Source organism: Archangium gephyra, assembly GCF_049060025.1.
In the GTDB taxonomy this organism is placed as follows: Bacteria; Myxococcota; Myxococcia; order Myxococcales; family Myxococcaceae; genus Archangium; species Archangium gephyra_A.
In genome coordinates this window covers 2,986,131-3,009,132 of sequence record NZ_JBMEQQ010000002.1, presented here as the reverse complement: position 1 = coordinate 3,009,132, position 23,002 = coordinate 2,986,131, and the positions used below count along the sequence as shown (strand labels likewise).

Genomic DNA, 23,002 nt, shown 5'->3' with positions numbered 1-23,002 from the left:
ACACCGGAGTCCGCGGTGGCGGCTACTTCTTCTTCCGGTTCTTCTTCTTGTTTTCCTTCTCGCGCTTGCGGCGCTCCTTGATGGCGTCCTTGTTCTCGGGCTTGGCGGCCGAGGGCGGGGCGTACCCCATCATCCGCGCCTTGGCCATCGCCGCCTGTCCCATCGGCGCCGTGTAGCCCGGGGCGATCTGCGGCATCTGCATCGGCATGCCGCCCATCCCCATCCCCGCCATGGCCTTCTCCATCATCTTCGGGTCCTTCCCGAAGACGCTCGACAGGTCCATGTTCTTCATCTGCGCCAACTGGCCCATCTGCTTGAAGCCCGGGATGCGCCCCAGCAGGCCGGGGTTCTGGCCAATCGTCCCCATCACCTGCTGCATCATCCCGAACTTCTGCAGCAGCTCGCGCACCTCTTCCGTCTTGCGGCCGCTGCCCTTCGCGATGCGCTTCACCCGGCTGTCGTTGATCAGGTGCGGACGCAGCCGCTCCTGCTCCGTCATCGAGTCGTACATCGCCTCGATCTTCGTCAGCTCCTTCTCGTCCGGGTTGAGCTGCTCGGTCATCTCGCCGAAGAGCGGGAACTTCTCCAGCAGATCCTTCAGCGGACCCATCTTCCGCACCATGCGGATCTGCTCGACGAAGTCCTTCATCGAGAAGTTGCCCGACAGCAGCTTCTGCGCGTCCTCGGCCGCCTTCTTCTCGTCGACGACGCCCTCGAAGTCCTTCATCAGGCCGACGATGTCGCCAAAGCCGAGAATCCGGCTCGCCAGGCCGTCCGGGCGGAACTCCTCGAGCTTGTCCATCGACTCGCCCATGCCCAGGAACTTGATGGGCTTGCCCGTCACTTCCTTGATGGACAGCGCCGCGCCACCGCGCGCATCACCGTCCAGCTTCGTGAGGATGAAGCCGTCCAGGCTCAGGCGCCGGTCGAACTCGGCCGCCGTGCGCACCGCGTCCTGGCCAATCATCGCGTCGCACACCAGCAGGATGTTGTCCGGCCGGACGTTGCTCTTGATGGCCTCCAGCTCGGTCATCAACGCCTCGTCGATGGCCAGCCGGCCCGCGGTGTCGATGAGCACCACGTCGCACTTCTGCTCGCGCGCCGCGGCGTACCCGCGCTTCGCCAGCTCCGGCGGCGACACGTTGGGCTCGAAGTACACCGGTACCTTCAGCCGCTCGCCCAGCACCTTGAGCTGATCCACGGCCGCCGGACGGTAGATGTCCGCCGCCACCAGCAGCGGCTTGCGCCCCTCCTTGAGGAGCTTGCTGGCGAGCTTGCCCGTGGTCGTCGTCTTACCCGAGCCCTGCAGGCCCACCATCATGATGCCGCTGACCTGGTCCTTGGGCTTGAGCTGGATGCTCGTGTCCACCGGACCCATCAGGGCCTCGAGCTCGTCGTGGCAGATCTTCACGAAGTGATCGCCCGCCGAGACGCGGTGCTTCTGGCCGGCCTTGTCGGTGACGGTCGTCTGCACCACCTCCCCGACGGCCTTCTCGCGCACCCGCGCGACGAACTTCTTCACGACATCGAAAGCGACGTCCGCTTCGAGCAGGGAGACGCGGATGTCGCGAAGCGACTCGTCCACCATCTCCGGGGTGATCTCTCTCTTGCCCGCAAGGCGGTTCTTGGCGGCTCGGAAGCCCTTGGCGACGGTCTCAAGCATGGCGGTCGCTATATAACAGCGCAGGCCAGGACGGGATGCCCAAGTGCGTGGAGGCGTCCAGCAGTCGAGAGATGGCGGTTTGTCACCCCCCGTCCCGCCCCAGCATCCGGCCGGCAGAGACCCGGGCAGCCCGGTTGCCCTCCGCGGGGCCCGTGGGCCGCCAGGGGAGGGGACGCGCTCCCTGGCTCCCAGGAGGGCCACCAAGAGCGGAGAGCGGATGACCGGGCCGGGCCCAGCAAGGCGCCTGCCGCCCGGGCTGGACGGCAGGTCCTGGCACTGCCTCAGTTGGGGCGCGACTGCGCCTCCATCTTCTTGCGCAGGCTCAGGGGCCGCATGTCGGTCCACACCTGCTTGATGTGCTCCAGGCACTCGGCCTTGGGGCCCTGCTTGCCCGCGTCCTTCCAGCCCGGCGCGTTCTCGCGATCCGCCGGCCAGATGGAGTACTGCTCCTCGTGGTTCATCACGACCTTGTAGACGGTCGTATCCTCGTGCTCGCTCATGGCTGCGTGCTCCTACAGGTGAAGGGGAGGGTGGGACTTCAGAAGAAGAGCTCCGCCTGGACGTAGGGCAGCGTGGCGGTGATTCCCCGCTCCTGGCTCCAGGCCAGCAGCTTGCGGGCCTCGACGAGCTGCGGCGAATTCTCGTGGTAGCCCATCGCCATCACGTGGCCCATCCAGGGCTCGCGGCCCATGGCGTAGATGTGGACCTGCTTGGGGTTGATGCGCCGGGCGATCTCGATGGCCCGCTCGGCGTTGGAGCCGTTGAGGCGCCGCGACTGGTCCATCTTGCGCGGCAGCGGCGCGGGCAGCATCGGCCCATACATCCAGCTCAGCGGCCCTCCCTCGGACTCCATCCCGAGGAACAGCACGTCGATGTCCCCCACGGCCGCGTGGACATGATCGTACAGGCGCGGCTCGAGCGCGTTGGAGTCCGCCGCCATCAGCAGCGAGCGGCCCTTGAGCTGCACCAGGTGGGCGATCTTCGCCTGGATGTTGAGGTCCGCGTGCTCGCCGATGAAGGGCACGCCGGTGATGGAGCCGTCCGGCAGCTCGAGGCTCTCCAGCTCGGACAGGGTCACCACGTTCTTGAAGCCCACCGCCTTCAGCATCAGCTTGAGCGAGGGGTCCGCCAGCGCACCGCCGTTGCTCGCCGGGACCACCACGGTGCCGATCCGCTGGCGTAGCTGCAGCAGCGGCTCGAACATCAGGTGGTCGGCGTGCCCGTGGGTGATGAGCACGTAGTCGATCTTCTCCGGCAGATCCGCGTAGGTGTAGCGGGGCAGGTCGCTCGGGAAGTCGTAGCTGACGACGGGATCCGTCAGGATGCTCACGTCGCGCGTCTCGATGAGCACGCAGGCGTGGCCGAAGTAGCGCACGCGCACGCCGTCACCGTCGTAGCGCGAGGCCGGGCGCGGAGCCTGGTCGGTGAAGAAGGTGGAGAAGAGCTCGGCGTCCTTGGCGCCAATGCCCATGGCCTCGCGGATGGCCTCCACCGGGCCCGGGGTGCGCCGCATGGCGTAGAGCCTGTCGATGGCCTCGTGGCGGAAGGGGAGGTGCACGTGGAGCGTGTCCTTGTCCGAGTCCAGCCGCGGCGTGCTGAAGACGTACGGCCGGGAATCCCCCTTCAGCAGGCGGAAGGACAAACTCTGCGAGGTCTCCTTGTAATGGGGGCTGCGGTAGAGGAGCGACTCGAAGAAGCGCGCCGACGCCCGGTTGTTCAGGTCGTACGTCAGCTCCACGTACCCCTGGAGGATGTCCGGCACCTTCTTGTACAGCTCCTCCAGGGACGAGCCGTTGGCCGGAGCCAGCAGCTTGTCCAGTTCCGCCACCGCCTGGGCGAACTGGAGCGACGCCGCCTGCTCCTTGCGCGTCCGCTCCAGCAGCTCCTTGACCTCGCCCGCCCGCTCGACGCCGTAGTTGAGGTAGGGGCCACCGGCCAGCGCCGGGTTCTTCAGCGCGGCCACGTGGATGGCCGGGTTGGCCACGAACGACTCCATGAGCTTCACATGGTGGTTGGCCACGTACAACGGCGCGGTCGCGGGGGCCACGAGGTACCACCACGCGTACCACTGGTTGTACAGCGGCTCGACGGCGACGTTCTGCTTCAAGTACAGCGCGGGCTGGGACACGCAGGGCTCCTCGGGCCCCCAGGAGCCCGGATGCGAGAGGGGTGGGGTGATGATGAAAGAGCGGGAAGCCCGCGGCAAGGGGGGGCCCGTGCCTCGGCTCCCGGAGGCTAGAAGGAGGTACCTGCCTCCAGCAGCGTGAGGTGCATGGATACTCCGCGGCCCGGCCACTCCGAGCCCACTCCCACCCCGAGCTCGAACAGCGAGAACTGCGTCCCGGAGTGGGTGAAGCGCAGGGGGGCGAGCTGCAGCCCCACGGTGAGCGCGGGGGCCACCACGGGCGTGGAGCGGGCGGACGTCATGAAGCGCATGCCCCCACCCGCCATCCCCGAGACCATCACCAGCGCCGCGGGAGTCCAGGTCCCTTGCCGCTGGATGCCCGCTCCCGCGCGCAGCTCCACCGCGTTGCCGAGCCCCAGCAGGTAGCGCGCATCGGCCTGGAAGATGAACCGCTCATCCACGGTGTCACGCACGCCGAGTCCTCCCCCGATACCTCCCATCGTGCGGAAGTCGGAGAGGAAGAGGCCCAGTCCCGAGTGCACATAGGCGGTGATGCGGTGGGAGCCAGGCTTCGCGGGGGCCGCGTCCTCCTGGGCGATGGCCGTGGACCCCAGCAACACTCCCAGCCACAGTCCGAGCCGGAACCCCGAGCACTGCGTCTTCATTGGGGTCCTCCCGCCCAGGTGGCCAGGCCCACGGCGGATACCTGCACCGCCCGGCGGAAGAAGTCGGGCGCGAGCGTCTCCGGCTTGTCCGACTCCCGGTGGTAGTGCGGGTTGCGGAAGTTGGCCGTGTCGGTGAGGAAGAGGGCCTTGTGCCCCTTGTACCAGAAGGGGGCGTGGTCGCTGCGCATCAGGCTCGCGCTGACGGGCACGGCGGAGGTGCCATCTCCAGGGGCGATGATGGACACCAGGTTCATGAGCTCCAGGTGATCATTGAGCTGGTGGAGCTCCGAGGCCATGTCGAGCGAGTGGTCGTTGCCGATGATGGCGAGGAAGTCCCCCGTGTCCGGAGAGGGAAGGCCGGGCATGGACCTCTGCGAGCCGGGCTTCGTGTCGTAGTAGCCGATGGAGTCGAAGATGACGGTGGCCACCAGCTTTTCGTCACCGATCATGTCCACGTAGTGGCCGCTCCCCACGTCGCCCAGTTCCTCGAGATCGAAGCCCACGAAGCGCAGGGTGCGCTCGAAGCGGTACTGGGAGAGGACGCGGGCCAGCTCCAGCACCCCCGCCACGCCCGTCGAGTTGTCATCCGCGCCCATGTAGTGGGCATCGAAGTGGGCGCCGACCAGGACGATCTCCTCGGGCCGCGTGGTGCCCGGAAGATCCGCCAGCAGGTTGGTGAAGGTGAACTCTCCGCGCTGGCCCTCCTGGTTACGCACCTGGAGCCCCGCCTCCTCCAGGCGAGCTCGCATCAGGGCTCGCGCCCGGTCTCGCGTCAGGTAGCAGACGGGGACGTGCCGCTCGCGTTGCTCGGGCGAGCAGCTCAGCGGGGTCTCCTCCACGTGCGCTCCGGTCAGCGCCTGGACATGGTCCATCAGCCGCGTGGTCTCGATCTGACCGGCCAGCGTGGAGAGCCGGGCGAGCTGCTCCTCCGAGAACCCGGAGGTGGGCGAGCACGCGCTGCCCAGCAGCAGGCCGGCGGCGGCGAGGCCCCGGCGCCAGAAGCCTGGACGTGTCTGGGTCATAGCAAGCCTCCGAGGCTCAGCAGACCGAGCTGCAGGCGCAGGCTGGCGCTCGGCGCTCGAAGGCCGGTGCCCACATGGAGTTGGAGCGCGCTCGCCTGGAAGCGGCCCACCTGGAAGCGCAGGGGAGCCATGACGAAGGAGCCATAGGCCGGGCCGAGGGTCGCGTCCTCCAGCCCCTCGAGCCGATTGTGGGGAAACAGCCGGATGGCGACGCGCTGGTTGAAACCCGTCAGCCCCAGCTCGAAGCCTCCCGCGGGCCGCCAGAAGCCCAGCTTCGCGCCGAGCTGCACCCGGAAGAAGGCCTCCAGGGGCAGCTTCTCCGGAGCCTGGGGCCAGCCCACCCGGAGCCCACCGCCGAACTGCACGGCGCTCAAGGGGCCCTCCTCGGCCGCGGTCCGCAGGCCGGCCACCTCCACCAGCATGAAATCCGGCGAGGAGCGGAACGTCCCCATCTGGAACATGGTGGACAGGCCCGCCGACAGTTCGTGGCGGGGTGCGGCCCCGGCGGTGGTGGCCAGCAACAGGGGCGCCATCAGCAACAGCCGTCGTCCGTTCATGTCTCGGCGAGCGACTCTATCCCGCACGAGAACAGGATTCTACGCCCACCCCTGAAAGCGCCCTTCCCAGAGGGAGAGGCCGGTTCTGGGCGGGTGTCGGCCCACCTGGACACGGGAGCTGGTAAGGAAGAGGGGCGGTCGGCTTCATTTCCAGTGCTGCCTCGTAGCAACATGGCCCAAGGGCCCCGCGCACCTTCGTTGGTCGTCCCGAAGGAATGGACGCGGAGACTCGCCTCCGCGGCGAGCCCTGGGCGAGTTCGGGCTTTTGGACCTCAGGAGATGAACGGCATGGACGGTGTACAGCGGCTGGTTGCACGGCGTGTGGAGAAGATGCTGGATGCGCTTGCCGCCCAGGTGGCTCGCGGGCGCACGGGAGAGGAGGTGCCGACCTTCAACCTCACCCTGCACCTGGCGCAGGGGATCCGCCTCTCGGGGGTGCTGATCGACTATCTCCCGCGCGAGGCGCTCCTCCTGGCCTCCGCCAAGGAGGGGTTGCTGTCCCGGAACGAGGCGGTCACGTACGTGGAGTTCTCCTCCATCGTGGCGGTGACGGTCGAGTCTCCGGCGGTGCTCAACCAGGTGCCCTTCCTCGTCCGGCCCGCCCTCAACAAGGAGGACCTGCTTCGGCATGCGGAGCGGCTGGCCAGGGGGCTCACCGAGCAGTTCTGGCCCTCGGAGTCGCAACTCGGCGGCCAGAACATGAGCTTCGAGGTGGACTGGGTGGAGCTGGACACGGAGCCCGGGAGGCGCGCGCTGGAAGACGCGATGAACGCCGTGACGCACGCGTTGCGCCTCATCGGACGGGAGCAGAACGGGCGGGACAACATCCGGCGCATCGCCCGGGTGAAGTTCTCCAAGGGCCGCCAGATGGCGGCCACCCTCGAGGGAGACACGGGGCGGGTGTCGATCGAACCGTCCGCCTCCGTGCCGCCCGCGCAGGTCTTCCGCAAGGGGCTCTCCGCGGGTCTCTGAGCCCGCGTGGCCTCAGGGGAGGGGCTTGTTGGCCGTTGCCTTCGGCTCCTCCTTCGGAGGCAGGGGCACGACGGTGGGCTTGTCGGGCAGGGCCTTCGCGCCCGCGAGCAATTGCTGCTCCACCATGCGCACCCACAGGGAGGGCGCGCTGCCCACCAGCACGTTGTCCTCCACCTTCAGCGTCCGCTCGTTCTGGGCGCGGCGGTAGAGGCGCTCGGGAATCGACGGCTGCTTCGGATCCGAGTCGCTCACCGCCACCTGCTCCTGCAGGGTGATGGCGTCGGCCCCGAAGGTGAGGGTGGACGTCAGCTCGAACTTGCGGCGCAGGCCGCTGGGCAGCTCGAAGACCTGCTCGCGGCTGAGGGGGAACCAGGCCGCGCCCAGGCACTTCCGCTCGGAGTCGGACACCGCTTCCGCGAAGAAGCGCCCGCTGCGGAGCGGCAGGATGCGCGCGGCCCTGCGGCACACCTGGGGCTCCTCATGGGTACAGGCGTCTCCTTCGGCCACCAGTACGTCCGTGGAACCCACGTGCTCCATTCGCAGCCGGACGTTCTCCGTCATGCCGCGCATGGAACCCAGTCCCCGGACGGTGAATCCCTTCGGCGTGGTCTCCACCAGGGCCACGGGACCCAGGCCCTCCCCGTTGCTGAAGCGCCGGGTGATGACCCATACCAGCCGCTCATTGGCCTGGGTGGTCTCCAGCACCAGGTCCTCCTCGGTCAACCGCTCCTTGGGGGGAAGCGGCGTGGGCTGGGGGCCCGGCTCGCGGCACTCGTCCGCCGCGGGCTCCTCCCACGCCACGGGTGCGCCCGAGCAGTCCACGGCGGGCCGTGGCACGGCTCCCCGGTTCTCGTCGAAGCCGTGCAGCAGCAGGGCGAACCACGTGTTCGGCGTGGGAAACGAGCGTTTCTGGGGGGAGACCTCGGCCTCGCACAGCCGGGCCTTCGGAACGGTGGCGCAGCCCGCCAGGGCGGACACTGCGAGGGCTGCGACCAGAAGTCTTCGGTTCATTGTTTCCTCGCTAGGCCTCGGCGAAGCGGATGTCCCAATCCCCCTCGGGGGAGAGGGCGATGTTCAGTTGGGGCGGAAGCGGGCCGGCGGCCAGGCGCTGGAGCAGCTCGCGGGAGAGGGCGGGCATCAACGAGCCCTGGAGGATGTGCTCCGCGTTGCGCGCTCCCGTCTCGGCCTCGGTGCAGCGGCGCGCCAGGTTGTCGAGCAGCTCGGGGGCGAGCGTCGTCTCCACCCCATGGGCCGCGCGCAGACGCCCCACCATCTTGTCGAGCTTCATGGCGACGATCTCCCGCATGATGCTGGTCCCCACGGGGGCGTAGGGGACGATCGTCATGCGCGCCAGCAGGGCCGGCTTGAAATGCTTGCTGAGGGTGGGGCGCACCCGGGCGATCATCTCCTCGGCGGTGGGCGTCGCGCCAGATTCGTGCATCCGCATGAGGATGTCCGAGCCCAGGTTGCTGGTGAGGATGATGATGGTGTTGCGGAAGTCGACGGCGCGGCCCTCGCTGTCGTTGAGCACGCCCTTGTCGAACACCTGGTAGAAGAGGTTCATCACCTCCAGGTCGGCCTTCTCGCACTCGTCCAACAGCACGACGGAGTAGGGCCGCTGCCGCACGGCCTCCGTCAGCAGGCCGCCCTCGCCGTAACCCACGTAGCCGGGCGGAGAGCCGATGAGGCGCGAGACGGTGTGCTTCTCCTGGAACTCGCTCATGTTGAGCGTGGTCATGAAGCGCTCGCCACCGTAGAGGCTGTCGGCCAGAGCCAGGGCCGTCTCCGTCTTGCCCACGCCGCTCGGGCCCACGAAGAGCATCACGCCGATGGGCGCGTCCGGGTTGCGGATGCCCGCCTGGGAGATGCGGACGATCTCCGCCACCTTGCGCAGGGCGGGGTCCTGACCGCGCACGCGCCCGGTCAGCTTCGTCTCGAGGCTCAACACCGCCGAGAGCACATCGCTCCGCATCTTGCCCACGGGGATGCCCGTCCAGCTCGCCACCACGCGCGCCACGATGTCCGCGTCCACCTCCGCGTGGACCAGCGGCTCCTCTCCGCGCACCCGGGCCAGCGTCGCCGAGGCCTCCTCCAACGCGGTCTTCAGGGGCGCCTTGTCCGCCTCGGGAGGCGCGGAGAGCAGGGCCTTGCGCGCGGCCATCAGCCCGGCCACCGCGGCGCGCTCGGTCTCCCACCGGGACTGCATCGAGACGAGCTGGTCGCGCACCGCGGCCAGCTTCTCGTCCAGTTTCGTCACCCTCTCGGCGTCGCCCGGGTGGCCCTCGGCGAGGTCCCTCCGCCGGGCGTCACGCTCGCGCTCCAAGGCGGAGATCTCCTGCTCGAGCGCCACCAGCTCGTCGGGCTTCGTGGACAGCTCGATCTTCACGCGTGCGGCCGCCGTGTCGAGCAGATCCACCGCCTTGTCCGGGAGCTGGCGGCCGGAGATGTACCGGCTGGACAGCCGCACCGCCGCGGAGACGGCCTCGTCACGGATGGTGATGCCGTGCGCCGCCTCGTAGGTGGGGCGCAGGCCCCGGAGCATCAGCTCCGCGTCCTCGACGCCCGGCTCGTCCACCTTGACGGGCTGGAAGCGCCGCTCGAGCGCGGCATCCTTCTCGAAGTACTTCTTGTACTCGCCCCAGGTGGTGGCGGCGATGGTGCGCAGCTCACCCCGCGCGAGCGCGGGCTTGAGCAGGTTGGCGCCGTCGCTTCCGCCCGCTCCGGCTCCGGAGCCGATGAGCGTGTGGGCCTCGTCGATGAAGAGGATGATGGGGGTGGGGGAGGCCTTCACCTCGGAGATGACGGACTTGAGCCGGTTCTCGAACTCGCCCCGCACGCCCGCGCCGGCCTGGAGCAGGCCGAGGTCGAGCCCCAGGAGTTCCACGTTCTTCAGTGCGTCGGGCACCTCGCCCTTCACGATGGCCCAGGCGAGCCCCTCCACCAGCGCCGTCTTTCCCACGCCCGGCTCACCCACCAGGATGGGGTTGTTCTTCCGGCGCCGGGAGAGGATGTCCACCATCTGGCGGATCTCCTGGTGGCGGCCGAAAATGGGATCGATCTTCCCCTCGCGCACCCGGCCCGTGAAGGACGTGGCGAAGCGGCGGAGCGCCTCGCCGCCGGCCGAGCCACCCGTGGACGCTTCCGAGGCGGCACCCGGGACGGGCTCGGGTCCCACCTCCAACGTCTCGGGCGAGGGCCGCAGCACGGCATCCAGGGAGGCCATGAGCTCGTCGCGGGAGATTCCCTCCAGCTCCGGGAAGAGCTCGGCGGTGTAGCGGTTGCGGCGGGCCACGAACTGGGCGAAGAGCGCCCCGGAGCGCAGGCGCGTGGCCCCGTGCTCGACGGAGGCCGTCAACCAGGCGTCCTCGAACCATTGGAAGAGCGATTCGGAGAAGACGGGCCGGCCGGCGTTGCCGGAGCGCAGCCCCTGGAGCGCTCGTTCCACGCTGGTGGCCAGCCGGCGGCGGTCCACCTGGAAGTGCTGCAGCAGGCGGGCGACGTCCGAGTCCTCTGGCTCGAGCAGTTGCGCGAGCATGTGCTCGACCACGATTTCATAGAAGCGCCCGCTGCTGGCGCGCGCGACCGCGGCCTCCAGCGTGCGGGTGGCCGTGGGCGTCAGACGGCGGACGAGGGCTTTCGGTTCGACTCGGATGGCGGCACCCTCCAACAGGGGACGGCACAAGGTCTATCAGGAGCGCCAACGCCGTCGGTTGCCGGCACCCCCCGGAATCTTGCTTCACATGCCTGGAATCGAGAGACGTACCTGCCGGCCCTTCCCCAACCACGTGTCCCGCCCCAACTGGGCCGACTGTGTGCTCGAGAGGTTGAACGTCTGGGTGACGCCTTCCGTCAGCCCCAGCTCGAACTCGTACTCGAGGGGATCCTTCAGGAAGAGCCGTACCACCTCTCGCACCTGGGGCAACAGGTCTCCCCCGGGCAGCATCCGCCGGTACACGGAGGTGGGCATGGGTTCGATGTGGATCTTGACCTTCCCCATCCGGTCGAAGGCCTTGCCGCCCAGTACGGTATTCTTCCCGAGGCTGTTGTTGTCGCGGCCCAGCTGCAGCCGGGCATCGATGTCCACCCATCGGCCCACGAACTGCTCCACCCGCACCCGTGCGCCCGCCAGCTCCTCGCCGAGCACGTCCTCCAGGGCGGCCTCCAGCTTCTCGGCGGTGCGCGCGCGGGAAGCCAGCAGCGGGACGATGCGCAGCAGTCGCCGGATGGGGAGCTTGCTCGTGCGCTCGCCCTCGTACGTGTCGAAGCCGGCGAGCGCCAGCAACCGCCGCGACCACTGGTCGGTGTTGTCGAAGTTGGACTCGCTGCTGACGCGGTACTTGGACTCGATGCGGTAGAGCAGGGACAGCAGCCGGTGGTGGAAGAGGTCCAGGAACTCCCGGCGGACGGCATGGTCCGGATCCTCCTGAGCGACCTCCTCGGCGATGTACATCGGCAGCGGGCTGATCGAACCGGTGAGCCCGAGGAAGTGGGTGACGACCTCGAAGAGGGGGCGTCGCGAGTGGGGCTCCTCCGCGCGCACCGGCACCTGGCGCAGCGTCACCGAGCTGACGTCCCCCGAGGAGAAGCCCAGCGAGGGATCATGCCGGAAGCGGATCATCTCCTCGTTCACCGGGCCGGCGCTCCCGACGCGAGCCGTCCCGGAGGCCGTCAGGCGCTCCAGGTAGGCCACGAGCTGGAAGAAGCCCAGGCGGGGGGCTTCCTCGGTCAGCTTGCGGGCCGGCTCTACAAGAGCTTCAGGGAGCCGTTCCTCGGGAGCCATGAGAACTCGGTTTGCGAGGGCTGGAGCCGGATGGCCAGCTCGTTGAAGGAGTTGAGGGTGACGTGGGAGGCCAGCAGCTCGTCGAGGATGCATCCGAAGAGGAAGGCATCCCCCACGCCCATGAAGTTCGTCTCGTCGAGCTCCACCAGCGTGCGGTTGCCGCGCAGGGGAGATCCCTCGAGGAAGCGGGTGAGGGGCCGGGTCTCCACGGTGCGGATGGCATTGATGCGCAGGCGGCTGGCGCGGGCGGCGAGGTTGTCCGCGAGTGCCTGGAAGTTGTACAGGTCCAGCAGGCGCCGGAGCGCGGCGGCATCCGCGATGGAGTGCTGGTTGATGGCGAGGTGCGAGAGCAGCCGCCAGTGAAGCTCCGTGCCCAGCGGTGCGCGGGCCGGCCGGCTCACCGGAGAGATGTTCTTGAACTTCGCGTTGGTGGGCGACGCCGACGTGGGCAGGCAGATGTCCCCCACCTGCAGCCGCGCCGGCAGCGTGCGGTTGGTGCAGGTGAGGTCGATGGACAGCACCTCCTCGGTTCCCAGAGTGGGCACCACGTCCCGCGGTGTCTCCAGGGTGAGGTAGGTGTCGATGCCGTCATCGACGGGGGAGTGGATCCGCCGCAGGCGATAGAAGGCCGACTCGGCTCCTTCCCCCGCGGTGTGCTCGAACTCATGGAAGGGCCGGTAGGTACGGCGCTCGCTGCGCCCGGCCGTCAGCCCCGTCACCGAGTCCACGGAGTACACCTCCGCGTGCTGGGGAGGCAGCTCCGAGGCCCGGACCAGGTGCTCGCGGTCCAGGGTCTGGTGGAAGAGCGGATCCGCGGGAGCCCGGAAGAGGTTGATGACCGGGGCGCAGTGCAGGCGGAACATCTCCCGGGTGATGCGCGCATCCAGCGGTGGCGGGCGCTCCAGGTGGAAGGCGATCTCGAAGCGCTCCTCCATCACCGACGCAGCCGCCTCCAGCCCCTGTACATCGAAGAAGAGGAACTTCTCCGGCAGGGTGAAGTACTCCTGGAGCAGCCGGTAACCCTCGAAGGCTCGTGGCCAGGGCAGCAGGGGGAAGTCGCGATCGAAACCCACGGGGCGGATGCACTTGGGCTGGAGCACCACACCGTCCCCACCGGAGGCGCCGCGCACCCTCACCTGGCGGCAGTAGCGCAGCAGCCACAGGAGGATGAGCGTGCTCGCGGACATCTCCCCGTGGATGAAGAGGCGCAGGCCCTGGGGGCGTTGCAACTCCTCGCGTCCCTGCTCCGTCGTCTGGAAGAAGAGGCGCAGCACGGGTGAGGACACGGACGAGCGGTCCAGCAGGGCGTCCTGCACGCTGAGCGGCAGCAGATCCACGTCGCTGGTGGTGCGGAAGACACAGCTGGTGCCGTCGAGCGCCTGTGAGGCCACCTCGGCGCCCGCGGCGATGCGGGAACGGCCGCGCAAGGCGCGAATCTGGGGCGTGAACTCCACGATGGAGCACGCGGGCACCGGGCGCAGGTAGTGGGGCAGCAGCAGCTCGGACAGCCCCTGCACCATCTCGGGGACATCGTCCTCCACCCGCTCCCGGATGCGCGCGGTGAGGAAGGCGAAACCCTCCAGCAGCCGCTCCACGTCGGGATCCGCGCCGCGCTCCACCAGCAGGCCGGCGACGCTCGGGTTGGCCAGGCCAAAGGCCCGTCCCATCTCCCGAAGGTAGCTGAGCTCGCTCAGGTAGTACTTGCTGAACATCCTCGCCCTTTCACCAGAGGTCCACGCGGCCGCCGGGGTGCAACTCGGTGTGGAAGCGCACGGTGCCGTGCGCTTCCTTGAGGTTGAGCTGCGCGATGACGTCGAACCGGAGCGCGGTGGGCTCCTTCTCGTCCGGCACGTGCAGGACGACGACGTTCTTCAGCCGCGGCTCGAACTCCTGGATGGCGGTGCGGATGGACTGCTGCATCCTCGGGACGGCGGCCGGGAAGAGGTGGATGATGTCGTTGAAATCCATGATCCCGAAATTCGGGGCGGCGGCGGCCTCCCCCTTTCGGGTGTTGAGCAATGCCTTGAGGTGCTCGGCGATGGCGCTCACCGCGTTGCCCCGGGGCGCGAGCGAGCCCTGGCTGCTGGCGGCCAGACGTGTCAGGAGTCCTCGTTCGGCCATGGCGGGTGAGTTCTGCTCCGGAGCGCCCAGGGCTCACCCGGGCGCTCCGGAAGCACGGTGTACTAGCGCTGGGTGTCCCAGGTGTCGGTGTGCGTCACGCCACCGTTGGTGATGGTCCAGTCGATCGTGTGGAACACGAAGGTGACCTCCTCCATCGGCGGCAGGTTGGTGCTGGTCGGCACGAAGCTGTCCGGCACGTGCTGCTTGATGCTGTTGATGCGGCCCTTCTTGATGGCGATGCTGTAGAACTGCTCGGTGGTGCCATCACCGGTCGGGTTGGGGCGGAAGAACTTGAAGGTGCCCTCGATGACCTGGTTCTCGCACAGGGCCTTCATCATCAGCGGCGACGACTTGTCGATGCGCTTGGTGATGGTGATGGGCGGGTACTGACGGCGGCCCGTCGCCAGACCGGAGCCGGCCTCGCGCGCGGTGATGACCTCGTGCGTGAAGGCGATGCACTCGATGGAGTCCCCACGCCCCAGGCTCGTCTGCGTGCTCTCGCCCTTGATGTCCGTGCCATTCGCCTTCAGGTACAGGTGTACTGACTCAGCCATTAGCCACCTCATTGCGCCGTTTCGGGCGCGGAAGGCCGGGCTCCATCAGGGAGCCCGGGTTGCTGGAGCCCGCGAGCTGAAAAACCACGCGTCACGGGTGCGACGGGCTCACTCCTTGTCCAGCTTGCCCACCAGGGACAACGTGAAGGCCGCGCCCATGTACTTGAAGTGCGGGCGCACCTGGAGGTTGCAGCGGTACCAGCCCGGCTGTCCCTCCACGTCCTCCACCGTCACGCGCGCGGCGCGCAGCGGGCGGCGTGAGCGGACGGAGGGGGCCGGGTCATCCATGTCGGCGATGTACTGGCTCATCCACTGGTTCAGTTCGCGCTCCAGGTCCGAGCGCTCCTTCCAGCTGCCGATCTGCTCGCGCTGCAGCACCTTCACGTAGTGCGCCAGGCGCGTCATGATGAACATGTACGGCAGCTGCGTGCCGAGCCGGTAGTTGGTCTCCGCCGCCTTGCCCTCCGGCGTGCTGCCGAAGAACCGGGGCTTCTGCGCCGAGTTGGCCGAGAAGAAGGCCGCGTTGTCCGCGTCCTTGCGGAACACCAGGCCGATGAAGCCCTCCTCGCTCAGCTCGTACTCGCGCCGCTCGGTGAGCAGCACCTCGGTGGGCACCTTGGTCTGGATCTCCCCCATGGCCTCGTACTGGTGCAGCGGCATCATCTCCACCGCGCCACCGGACTGCGGGCCGATGATGTTCGGGCTCCAGCGGAACTTGGCGAACGAGTCCGCCACGCGGGTGGCGAACGCCGTGGAGGCGTGGCCCCACAGGTAGCGGTCGTGGTGGCCGACGACATCCTCGGTGAAGTTGAAGGCCTTCACCGGAATCGTCTTCTCGCCGTAGGGCAGGCGCAGCAGGAAGCGCGGCATGCACAGGCCCACGTAGCGCGCGTCCTCGCTCTCGCGGAACGAGTGCCACCGGGCGTACTGCGGGCCCTCGAACTGGGACTTGAGATCCTTGAGGTTGGGCAGGTTGAGGAAGTTCTGCTCGCCGAACATCTCCGGGCTGGCGTTGGCGATGAAGGGCGCGTGCGCCATGGCCGCCACGGACGCGCACTTGCGCAGCAGATCGATGTCCTGCGGCCCCGGGCCGAAGTCGTAGTTGCCCAGCAGCAGGCCGTAGGGCTTGCCACCGAACACGCCGTACTCATTGGAGTAGGCGAGCCGGTACAGGCCGGACTTCACCACCTCGGGCGAGTCCTCGAAGTCCTTGAGCAGATCCTCCTTGGAGACATTGAGCATCTCCACGCGGATGTTCTCGCGGAAGTCCACCCGGTCCACGAGGAACTTCAGCGAGCGCCACGAGGACTCCAGCTTCTGGACCTCCTCGTGGTGCATGATCTCATTGACCTGGGACGTCAGGCGCCGGTCGATCTCCGCGATCATCGCGTCGACGAGGGCCTTGTCCACGCGCTCCTCGGAGCGGTGGGGCGCCAGCATTTCGGAAATGAAGGCCTGCACGCCCCGGCGCGCGATGTCGTAGCCCTCGTCCTTGGGCTTGATCTTCGCCTCGGAGAGGATCTCGTCGAGCAGGGAGGGAGAGGGCACGGCCGCCGCGGGGGTCGCGGACTTCTGGGAAATGATCTCAGTGCTCATGGTTCACGCTCTCTGCTGGGGCTACTTGGTCTGGTCGCCGCTGCCGTCGATCTTCAGGCCGAGCTCGTCGATGAGGCGCTTGCGGCCCTCGTCGTCGGCGAGCATCGCCTGGAGCTTCTTGCGGAAGGCCGGCACGTTGCCCAGGGGGCCCTTGAGCGCGGTGAGCGCGCTGCGCAGCTCCAGCAGCGTCCGCAGCTCGGGCACCTGGTTGACGAGGCTCTCGGGCGCGAAGTCCGCGAGGGTCTTGAACTGCAGGTCCATCGACAGGGTGGCGCCCTGCTCGTTGGACAGCTTGTCCGCGACGGAGACGTTCACCTTGAGGTCCTGCTGCGCCATGACCTCGTTGAAGTTCGTCTTGTCCACGTTGATGGGCGCGCGCTCCTCGAGCGGGCGGTCATCCTGTCGGCCGGTGAAGTCACCCATCATCAGCATCTTCAGGGGCAGCTCGACCTGCTCCTGCATGTTCCCCGTGGCCGACTTGTAGACGATGTTGACGCGCTCGGTAGGGGCGACGGAACTCTCTTTGCTCATCTGTGGCTATCTCCTTGCGTGATGGGTGCTTCGTGGGCTCGTCGCCAGGTGGAGCTTGTCCGTGAAGGCTGCCGGGGTGTCAGGGTTGAACGCGCAAGGCGGCAGCGGGGTCGAGCTTGGCGAGACGACGATAACGGATCCAAAAATCTCCTACCAGACCGTTTGATGAATCTTTCTCGTGGGTGATGCAGGTGAGGAAGCCCTCGAGGCAGGCGGCGGCGAGCGCCGGTTCCCAATCATCGAGAGAATGCGATGTGCATTCGGCATCGAGCGCCTCGTAGAGGGCGCGGGCGATGGAGGTGTGTCCCGCCTGGGCGCACTGCCGCGCGAGCCGCAGCCGTGCGACGAAGCGTGCGCGAGCCGTCGTGGCGGCGGCGACATGGCCCTGGAGTTGTTCGGCTGTCCGGGCTTCTCCCTCCGAGGACGCGCCCTCGGGTGGCGCCTCGAGGTCGCGCGGAAGTGGCGGCGGGGGAAGGTGCCGTGGCGCGGCGGTGGGTTTCGCGAGCACTTCGCGTTGCAGCCACTCCTTCGTGGCCGCATCCGCCAGGGGAGTGCCGTCCGCGGCCACGAGCTCCACCACCCCCGGCATGCGTTTGAGAAGGCTGCTCAATTCCAGCAGCAATGTCTCTCGCGCGGATGCATGGGTGGAGCCAAGGGCTGTCAGTGCACTGGTAGTGAAACGTTGCAGGTCCAATGCAAAACGATACTGAACCGTGGCGGACTCGGTCTCGTCGAGCAGCTCCACCCAGCGGGCATTGGCTGCCAGGGTTTCCAGCTTCGTGCGAAGCGCGGGGGGGAGCGGCGGGAGGGAGGTCCTGCCATGGGCACCGGTGGGCGGCGGCTGGGAAATATGCAGCCACAGCCCGGTGCGGAGGATGCGGTAGGCGAGCGGGTCGGCGGGGTTGGCGCGGCGCAGCACTCCGGCCGCGCTCGCCAGCGACGAGCCGATGTTTCGCAGGAAGTCCGTGGCGGCATCCGCGCTGGTGAGCTCGCCGGCGGGGGTGGTGGGGAGCTGGGCGGCGAGGGCAGCCGAGGCGGGAGGCGGTGGGGCCGTGGTGGGAGTGGGGGCCGGGCTCGCGGCGGCCGGAGCCTCCACGGGAGTGGCTGGTGCGGGAGTGGAGACAGTGGGAGGGAGGGCCGCAGTGGCGGGGGGCGTGGCCGCCACGGCGGGGGGCGTCCCGGTGGGAAGGCTCGTGCGCAGCCGTTCGATGTTCGTGAGGAGCGGCCCCAGTGCCGGGCCGTGGGTGGCGAGGCGCGCACGTGTCACCTCCGCGAGCTTCGACACCGCGGCGGCCAGGGCCTCCACCACCGCGGGCGAGGTGCCGTCGGCCTGCACGGTGGGGAGCACCCGGGTCATGTGCTCCACGTACCAGGACAGGGCGAGTCCGCGGCTGCGCAGGCGGGAGGCCTCCGGGAAGAGGCCCTGCCAGTAGTTCTCGGTCAGCTCGGCGAGCAGGGTGGCCCCGGTGATGGCGCCGGGAAGGCCCTCGGTCGCGTACAGCCCGTAGGCGAAGTAGGAGGCCAGCCACAGGTCCTTGGAAGTGCTCCGCAGCAACTCCCCGGCGCCCTGGACGACGTGCTCCCAGCGCACGGCCTCGCCCGCGGGGGACTCGAGCCTGGCCACCTCCGTGAAGACGGCCTCGTAGGTGGGGTGGTGCTTCGACGGAGTCCCGCAGGGGGCCTCGGCGGAGATGGGCTCCAGCCAGGCGCGGGCGCGCTCGCGAAGCGAGTCGATGGAGGGCGTCATGAGGGGCGCTCCTTTCTCGCGAGGGCGCTCAGGAGCTGCTCGAGCGTGCTGTGGGAGGAGTCGATGACCTGGCGCTGGCTGGGGGAGAGCGCCTGCTTCGCCTGGGCCATGGCGGCGGGCCGCTCGGTGCGCAGGGGCCAGAGGTGATTGGCCGTACGCGCGGGTTGGGCCAGGTGGAGCAGGAGGGTGGGGGGCGCCGCGCCCAGGCAGAGCAGGAGCCGGGGCTGCTCTCCCTCGGACCAGAAGAAGGTGGGGGGCAGGGAGGACCAGCGCAGCAGCCGCGTGGCGAGCTCCAGCCAGGCAGTGGGGCCCAGGTGCGAGGGGAAGGGGCAGTCCAGCATCACGCTCGCCAGCCCCTGCTCGCGGTGGCGCTCGCCCGCGCACGCGGTGAGGAAGGTGTGCAGCGCGTAGTAGCGGCCCTCGGCAGGCTGCTCTCCACTGACGTACTGGAGCAGCTCCGCGCAGCGCTTCTCGGAGAGCAGGGCCTCGCGGAGCCGCTCGGCCACGCGGATGTCGCCGGGCCGCACGGAAGGCAGCTTCGCCGCGCGCTCCTGCAGGCGAGGCACCTCGAGGGAGGGCGCCTCGCTCAGCAGCTCCATGCTGGCCCGGAGGAATGGCTGGAAGCTCTCCGGCAGCAGGGCATAGCGGTCCACCACGGACGACGCGGGCACCTCCTGGAAGACCGTCAGGGGGAAGGCACGCCCCAGGCTGTCCGTGCTCGGCGCGAGGACGCCCACCAGCACCGAGCTCTCGCCCGGGACGGTGAAGACGAAGCTCGCGGAGGACGTGGGCAGCGCGCTCCGGGCCCCGTGCAGCCGGCCGGTGCCCTCCTCCAGCCATCGGAGGAGGTACCGCGCCAGGGAACTGGACGCGTTGTGCCGGATGAACTCCGCGTGGCGCGGAGTCTTGCCCAGCAGCCCGATGTGAGGCGCCTGCGTCATCCTCAGGGGGCTCCGTTCGCGCTCACGGCAGCCTCGCTGATGCAGCCCTTGCCGCCACGAGCGATTCCACGTGGGGGCGACAGGCCCGGATCCCGGAAGATCTGCAGCAGCCGGGAGGTGTTGTTGCCCGACAGGCCGAAGAACGGGTTGGCGGTGCGCTCGGGGCGGAAGTCGATGGCGATGAGCGCCCCGTTCATGTCCTCGATCTCCCAGATGGCGGTGAAGAAGCGCCCATCGCCGCTGGGCTCGACGCGCTTCACCCGCTCAAGCAGCCGGAACAGGCCCCACTCGCCGGGCTCGTCGAGGTCCGCGGTGGCTCCCGAGGCGTTCTCCACATGGATGTGCGCGCCCAGCTTGCCGGCCACGCCCGGCCAGAGCATGGGCTTCCAGACATTGTCCGGACCGTTGCGGTAGACCTCGTCGGTGCCATCGATCGTCAGCGTGATGGCGGAGATCTCCGATGGGGCCGTGTCCGGTGACGTGCCCGCGCGAACGCGCACCTGGAAGCGGACGAGCGGATCCACGGTGTCACCTGGGAAGAGGGTGGTCGCCAGGGCGTTCGCCTTATCCAGGAAGGTGAGCAGCTCATCGCGGTACATGTCGCGAGTGTTGAGGTTGGCGAACGTCGACTTACGGCCAGAGAAGAGGACCTCGTCGGCCAGGTTCTGCTGGACGAACTTGCGCAGCGTGCCACCCGAGGGCCGTAGGAACTCCGAGACCTCGGCCAGGGGAGCGTCCCGCATGGACGTGCGGTCGAACGGGTAGCGGTTGGCCATGATCTGTGAGAACGGATGGGCGACGGCCTCGCACCAGTCGTTGCTCTTGGATTGCGCCACGCCGGCGAAGACGATCGTGCGCATGTCCCGGAAGGGCGGCAGCAACAGCTTCTCGAGGATGGGGACGCCGCTCTCGTACTTCTTGACGAGCATGGCCACGCTCTCGCGCGTGGTCTTGATCTTCTCGAGCAGCGCTCCGGACTCCGAGGGCTTCTCCTTCACACCCAGCAGGGCGTTGTGCACCAGCGCGAGCTGGTCCTGGTAGAAGTCCATCGCCGTCAACTGCTCCTCGCCGTCACCCGAGGGGGACTTCTCGTTGCTGAACCGGATGAGGGTGGCGAACTCCTTCTCCACGTCCCGGGGCCCGAGCGTGTACTCGCCCGTGGACGCGTTCGGATCGATCAGCTTCTTCTCGTCCTTCTTGTCGCTCGGCAGGACCTGCTCGAGCATCTTCCGCGCCGTGCTCTTCTCCTCCTGCTTCGGGCTGCGCTCCAGCTGCACGTTGTAGGCGAGCGCCCGGAACAACTTGCCGAAGGCGGACGGCTTGCCGCGCGTGAGGCTCTCGAGCAGTGACTGCATCTGGTCCACGTCATCCGGAGGCCGGACGGTGATGGCGTTGAGGAAGTCCCGCCACTCCTGGATGTACTGCTGGTAGTAGCGCGTGCGCAGATCGGCGCGGGACTGCTCCTCGTCCTCCTTGGCGTCCCGGTCCAGCACCCAGGCTTCCTTGTTCTTGAAGGCGGACTCCAGGCGCGAGCGCACCACCTGGTCCCAGGCGGTCTTGGTGAAGGCTCCGCGGACGCGCTTGGTGCCGCGCATGGCAGGCACGGCGCCGACGATGTCGTCCAGCGTCTGGTCCGGGTACTCGCGGCCCACGTCGGCGACGATGCGATCCATCTCCAACGTGGTGATGTGAATGTTGTTGAGCGCCCGGCGCGAGGCACGCACGATGTTGTTGTTGCGGGCGAAGCCCAGCTCCTCCGGATCCGCCGCCAGCATCTCGATGTAGAGGCGGGCGTGACGGCTGATGTCCCGCTGCAGGTTGGCCTCGCCTTCCGTGCCCTTCACGTGCGTCCAGTGCCGCACCATCTGGTCCACCAGCCAGTCCTGATGCGCTTCGTCGAGCGAGGGCTCACGCTGGGTGTGCGGCCAGGTGATGAGCAGGTACATCTTCAGCGCATCGAAGTGGTGCGCGTAGTCCTCGGCGCGGGGCTTCCACTCCGGCGAGTCCTGGTTGTCCGAGAAGATCTTCAGGTTCTGCTCGATGCGCTCGTACTGGTTGCCGAGCAGCACCCGGCGCAGGGCGGTGTTGTAGAAGGACTGCGCCAGCGGGAAGAGCTTCTCGCCCTGGTACATGCCGAAGCGCAGCCAGAAGGGGGTGCCCTCCGTCTTGTGCTCCGTCAGCGCCTGGAGCTGTGTCCGCAGCGGAGACAGCTCCTTGATGCGCGCGAGGTCGTCACGGTCATCGAGCCGCACGGCGGTGATGGCATCGCGCACGTCGCGCGCGAGCGCCCGGTTCTGGAAGTAGGAGACGATGGGCAGCACCAGCATCAGGGCCGCGGCCGTGAAGTAGGTGGCCGTGAGCACCAGCTGCCGCCGCCGGTAGCGCTGCTCCTCGATGGAGCTGCGGACGGCCATCTCCTGGTCCTGGAACATCACCTTGGTGAAGATGTCCCACAGGAAGTAGCTGCGGCCCTCCGCGCTCGTCTCCGGCTGCGAGCGCGAGTCGCCGAAGAGCTCGCCCGCGGCGTTGCCCAGCCGCTCCTGCGGCTTCACGTCCTGGGTGCCGCTGGTGAAGTACAGCCCACGCATCACCGGCGTGTCCTGGTACACGTTGTCCAGGAAGAGCGGCTGGATGAACTCGGCCAGGTTCTTGCGCAGCGAGTCGAACTTCTGGGGGAACTGGTAGATGTTCTCGCGCGCCTCCAGCCGGCGCTCCTGGCCCAGCCGCTTCAGCGTGCGCTGCTCCAGCACCGTCACCAGCTCGTCGAAGCGCTCCAGCAGCAGGTCCGTGGAGGCCTCCGCCTGAGCATCCATGGGCGAGGTGAAGCCCCAGATCTGCCCGCGCTCGGAGCGGGTCAGGTCCGCGTACATCTCCGTGAAGCCGGGGATGAGATCACACTTGGTGATCATCAGGTACACGGGCACCAGCGTGCGCAGGCGCGAGGTGATCTCGTCCAGGCGCTCGCGGATGCCCTGTCCCAGCTCACCAGCGACGTGGGGATCCACGCCCATCAGCTCGCTGACACTCACCGCCACGATGAGGCCGTTGATGGGCCGCTTCGGGCGGTACTTCGTCAGCGTGTCGAGAAAGGCGAACCACTCGGGCTTGTCGTCCTCGCTGCTCACGTAGCGGCCGGCGGTGTCGAGGATGACGGCCTCGTTGGTGAGCCACCAGTCGCAGTTGCGCGTGCCTCCCACGCCCCGCACGCCGCCGCCCTTGGCGGACAGGTAGGGGAACTTCAGCCCCGAGTTGCGCAGCGCGGTGCTCTTCCCCGCGCCCGGCGGCCCGACGATGAGGTACCAGGGCAGCACCGCGAGAGCGTCCTTGCGGCCCCGCGACAGCTTGGAGGTCTTGAGCGCCTCCACCGCCTTGGAGAACTCGGCCTGCATGGCCTTGATCTCCGGCTGCAGATCCGGCCGGACCGTCTTGAGCTGCTCCTCGGCCTGCTGCTCCAGCGCGCCCTCGAGCTTCTTGGCCGCCTTGCGCGCCTTCACCTTCCCGACGATCCACCTGCCGATCGCGAACAGCAGCAGCATGCCCGTGGCGACGAGCCCGGTGAGGATCGGCGGCATTCCCAGCATGGAGATCGCCCCCCAGGCCAGGCCCGCCAGCATCGTGATGACGATGGCCCAGATCACTGAGTCCCCCCGTGGTGGTGGCCATGTGGAGTTTGATCTCGTTCAAGAAGGTGTCGACCTTGCCGTCCAGTCCGAGCAGCAGCCCGCCAT

Annotated in this window: 18 protein-coding genes; 1 reads left to right on the top strand and 17 read right to left on the bottom strand. The window is 68.4% G+C overall.

All coding sequences use genetic code 11. The features are described from left to right. Window positions 1–22: 22 nt before the first annotated feature. From ffh to ACN28I_RS12875, 6 genes are all read right to left on the bottom strand, one after another. On the bottom strand, window positions 23–1,663 hold the full coding sequence (gene ffh, locus ACN28I_RS12900; protein ID WP_420942339.1) for a signal recognition particle protein: 1,641 nt from the start codon (window positions 1,661–1,663) through the stop codon (window positions 23–25). 281 nt (window positions 1,664–1,944) lie between these two features. Further along, a complete protein-coding gene (locus ACN28I_RS12895; RefSeq protein WP_375772510.1) occupies window positions 1,945–2,163 on the bottom strand; it encodes an MbtH family protein in 219 nt (72 codons plus the stop codon). Window positions 2,164–2,201: 38 nt separating this feature from the next. Next, window positions 2,202–3,791, bottom strand: coding sequence for an MBL fold metallo-hydrolase (locus tag ACN28I_RS12890; protein WP_420942338.1), 1,590 nt, complete (start codon window positions 3,789–3,791; stop codon window positions 2,202–2,204). 107 nt (window positions 3,792–3,898) lie between these two features. Beyond that, entirely contained in the window at window positions 3,899–4,453 is a 555-nt protein-coding gene (locus ACN28I_RS12885; RefSeq protein ID WP_420942337.1) for a hypothetical protein, read from the bottom strand. Continuing rightward, window positions 4,450–5,475: a M28 family peptidase gene (locus ACN28I_RS12880; RefSeq protein ID WP_420942336.1), complete on the bottom strand. Its 1,026-nt coding sequence runs from the start codon at window positions 5,473–5,475 to the stop codon at window positions 4,450–4,452. The genes ACN28I_RS12885 and ACN28I_RS12880 overlap by 4 nt, the downstream gene beginning before the upstream one ends. After that, on the bottom strand, window positions 5,472–6,032 hold the full coding sequence (locus tag ACN28I_RS12875) for a hypothetical protein (RefSeq protein WP_420942335.1): 561 nt from the start codon (window positions 6,030–6,032) through the stop codon (window positions 5,472–5,474). Before ACN28I_RS12875 ends, ACN28I_RS12880 begins: the two co-directional genes overlap by 4 nt. Before the next feature lie 288 nt (window positions 6,033–6,320). Between ACN28I_RS12875 and ACN28I_RS12870 the strand changes: the two genes are divergently transcribed. Further along, window positions 6,321–7,004 (top strand): hypothetical protein, encoded by a 684-nt coding sequence (locus ACN28I_RS12870; protein ID WP_420942334.1) that lies wholly within the window; start codon window positions 6,321–6,323, stop codon window positions 7,002–7,004. A 12-nt stretch (window positions 7,005–7,016) separates the two neighbouring features. Here ACN28I_RS12870 and ACN28I_RS12865 read toward each other — a convergent pair whose 3' ends face one another. The 11 genes from ACN28I_RS12865 to tssM all read right to left on the bottom strand — a co-directional run bounded on the left by ACN28I_RS12865 (window position 7,017) and on the right by tssM (window position 22,912). Beyond that, window positions 7,017–8,015 (bottom strand): hypothetical protein, encoded by a 999-nt coding sequence (locus tag ACN28I_RS12865; protein WP_420942333.1) that lies wholly within the window; start codon window positions 8,013–8,015, stop codon window positions 7,017–7,019. Window positions 8,016–8,025: 10 nt separating this feature from the next. Next, on the bottom strand, window positions 8,026–10,686 hold the full coding sequence (gene tssH / locus ACN28I_RS12860) for a type VI secretion system ATPase TssH (protein WP_420942332.1): 2,661 nt from the start codon (window positions 10,684–10,686) through the stop codon (window positions 8,026–8,028). Window positions 10,687–10,740: 54 nt separating this feature from the next. Continuing rightward, complete coding sequence (gene tssG / locus ACN28I_RS12855; protein WP_420942331.1) at window positions 10,741–11,784, bottom strand: type VI secretion system baseplate subunit TssG; 1,044 nt, start codon at window positions 11,782–11,784, stop codon at window positions 10,741–10,743. Beyond that, window positions 11,748–13,496 (bottom strand): type VI secretion system baseplate subunit TssF, encoded by a 1,749-nt coding sequence (tssF, locus tag ACN28I_RS12850; RefSeq protein ID WP_420942330.1) that lies wholly within the window; start codon window positions 13,494–13,496, stop codon window positions 11,748–11,750. The genes tssG and tssF overlap by 37 nt, the downstream gene beginning before the upstream one ends. Window positions 13,497–13,506: 10 nt before the next feature. Further along, window positions 13,507–13,905: a type VI secretion system baseplate subunit TssE gene (gene tssE / locus ACN28I_RS12845; RefSeq protein ID WP_420942329.1), complete on the bottom strand. Its 399-nt coding sequence runs from the start codon at window positions 13,903–13,905 to the stop codon at window positions 13,507–13,509. Between the two features lie 62 nt (window positions 13,906–13,967). Then, window positions 13,968–14,459 carry a type VI secretion system tube protein TssD gene (gene tssD, locus ACN28I_RS12840; RefSeq protein WP_420942328.1) on the bottom strand — a complete coding sequence of 164 codons (492 nt, stop codon included), beginning with the start codon at window positions 14,457–14,459 and terminating at the stop codon, window positions 13,968–13,970. Between the two features lie 108 nt (window positions 14,460–14,567). Next, complete coding sequence (tssC, locus tag ACN28I_RS12835; RefSeq protein ID WP_420942327.1) at window positions 14,568–16,055, bottom strand: type VI secretion system contractile sheath large subunit; 1,488 nt, start codon at window positions 16,053–16,055, stop codon at window positions 14,568–14,570. Window positions 16,056–16,076: 21 nt separating this feature from the next. Next, complete coding sequence (gene tssB, locus ACN28I_RS12830; protein WP_420942326.1) at window positions 16,077–16,586, bottom strand: type VI secretion system contractile sheath small subunit; 510 nt, start codon at window positions 16,584–16,586, stop codon at window positions 16,077–16,079. Window positions 16,587–16,665: 79 nt separating this feature from the next. Beyond that, the gene (gene tssA / locus ACN28I_RS12825; protein WP_420942325.1) at window positions 16,666–18,333 is read right to left on the bottom strand and encodes a type VI secretion system protein TssA; all 1,668 of its coding nucleotides are present in this window, start codon (window positions 18,331–18,333) and stop codon (window positions 16,666–16,668) included. Further along, on the bottom strand, window positions 18,330–19,274 hold the full coding sequence (gene tagF / locus ACN28I_RS12820; RefSeq protein ID WP_420942324.1) for a type VI secretion system-associated protein TagF: 945 nt from the start codon (window positions 19,272–19,274) through the stop codon (window positions 18,330–18,332). The genes tssA and tagF overlap by 4 nt, the downstream gene beginning before the upstream one ends. A gap of 2 nt (window positions 19,275–19,276) precedes the next feature. Then, window positions 19,277–22,912 (bottom strand): type VI secretion system membrane subunit TssM, encoded by a 3,636-nt coding sequence (gene tssM / locus ACN28I_RS12815; RefSeq protein WP_420942323.1) that lies wholly within the window; start codon window positions 22,910–22,912, stop codon window positions 19,277–19,279. Between the last annotated feature and the right edge of the window lie 90 nt (window positions 22,913–23,002).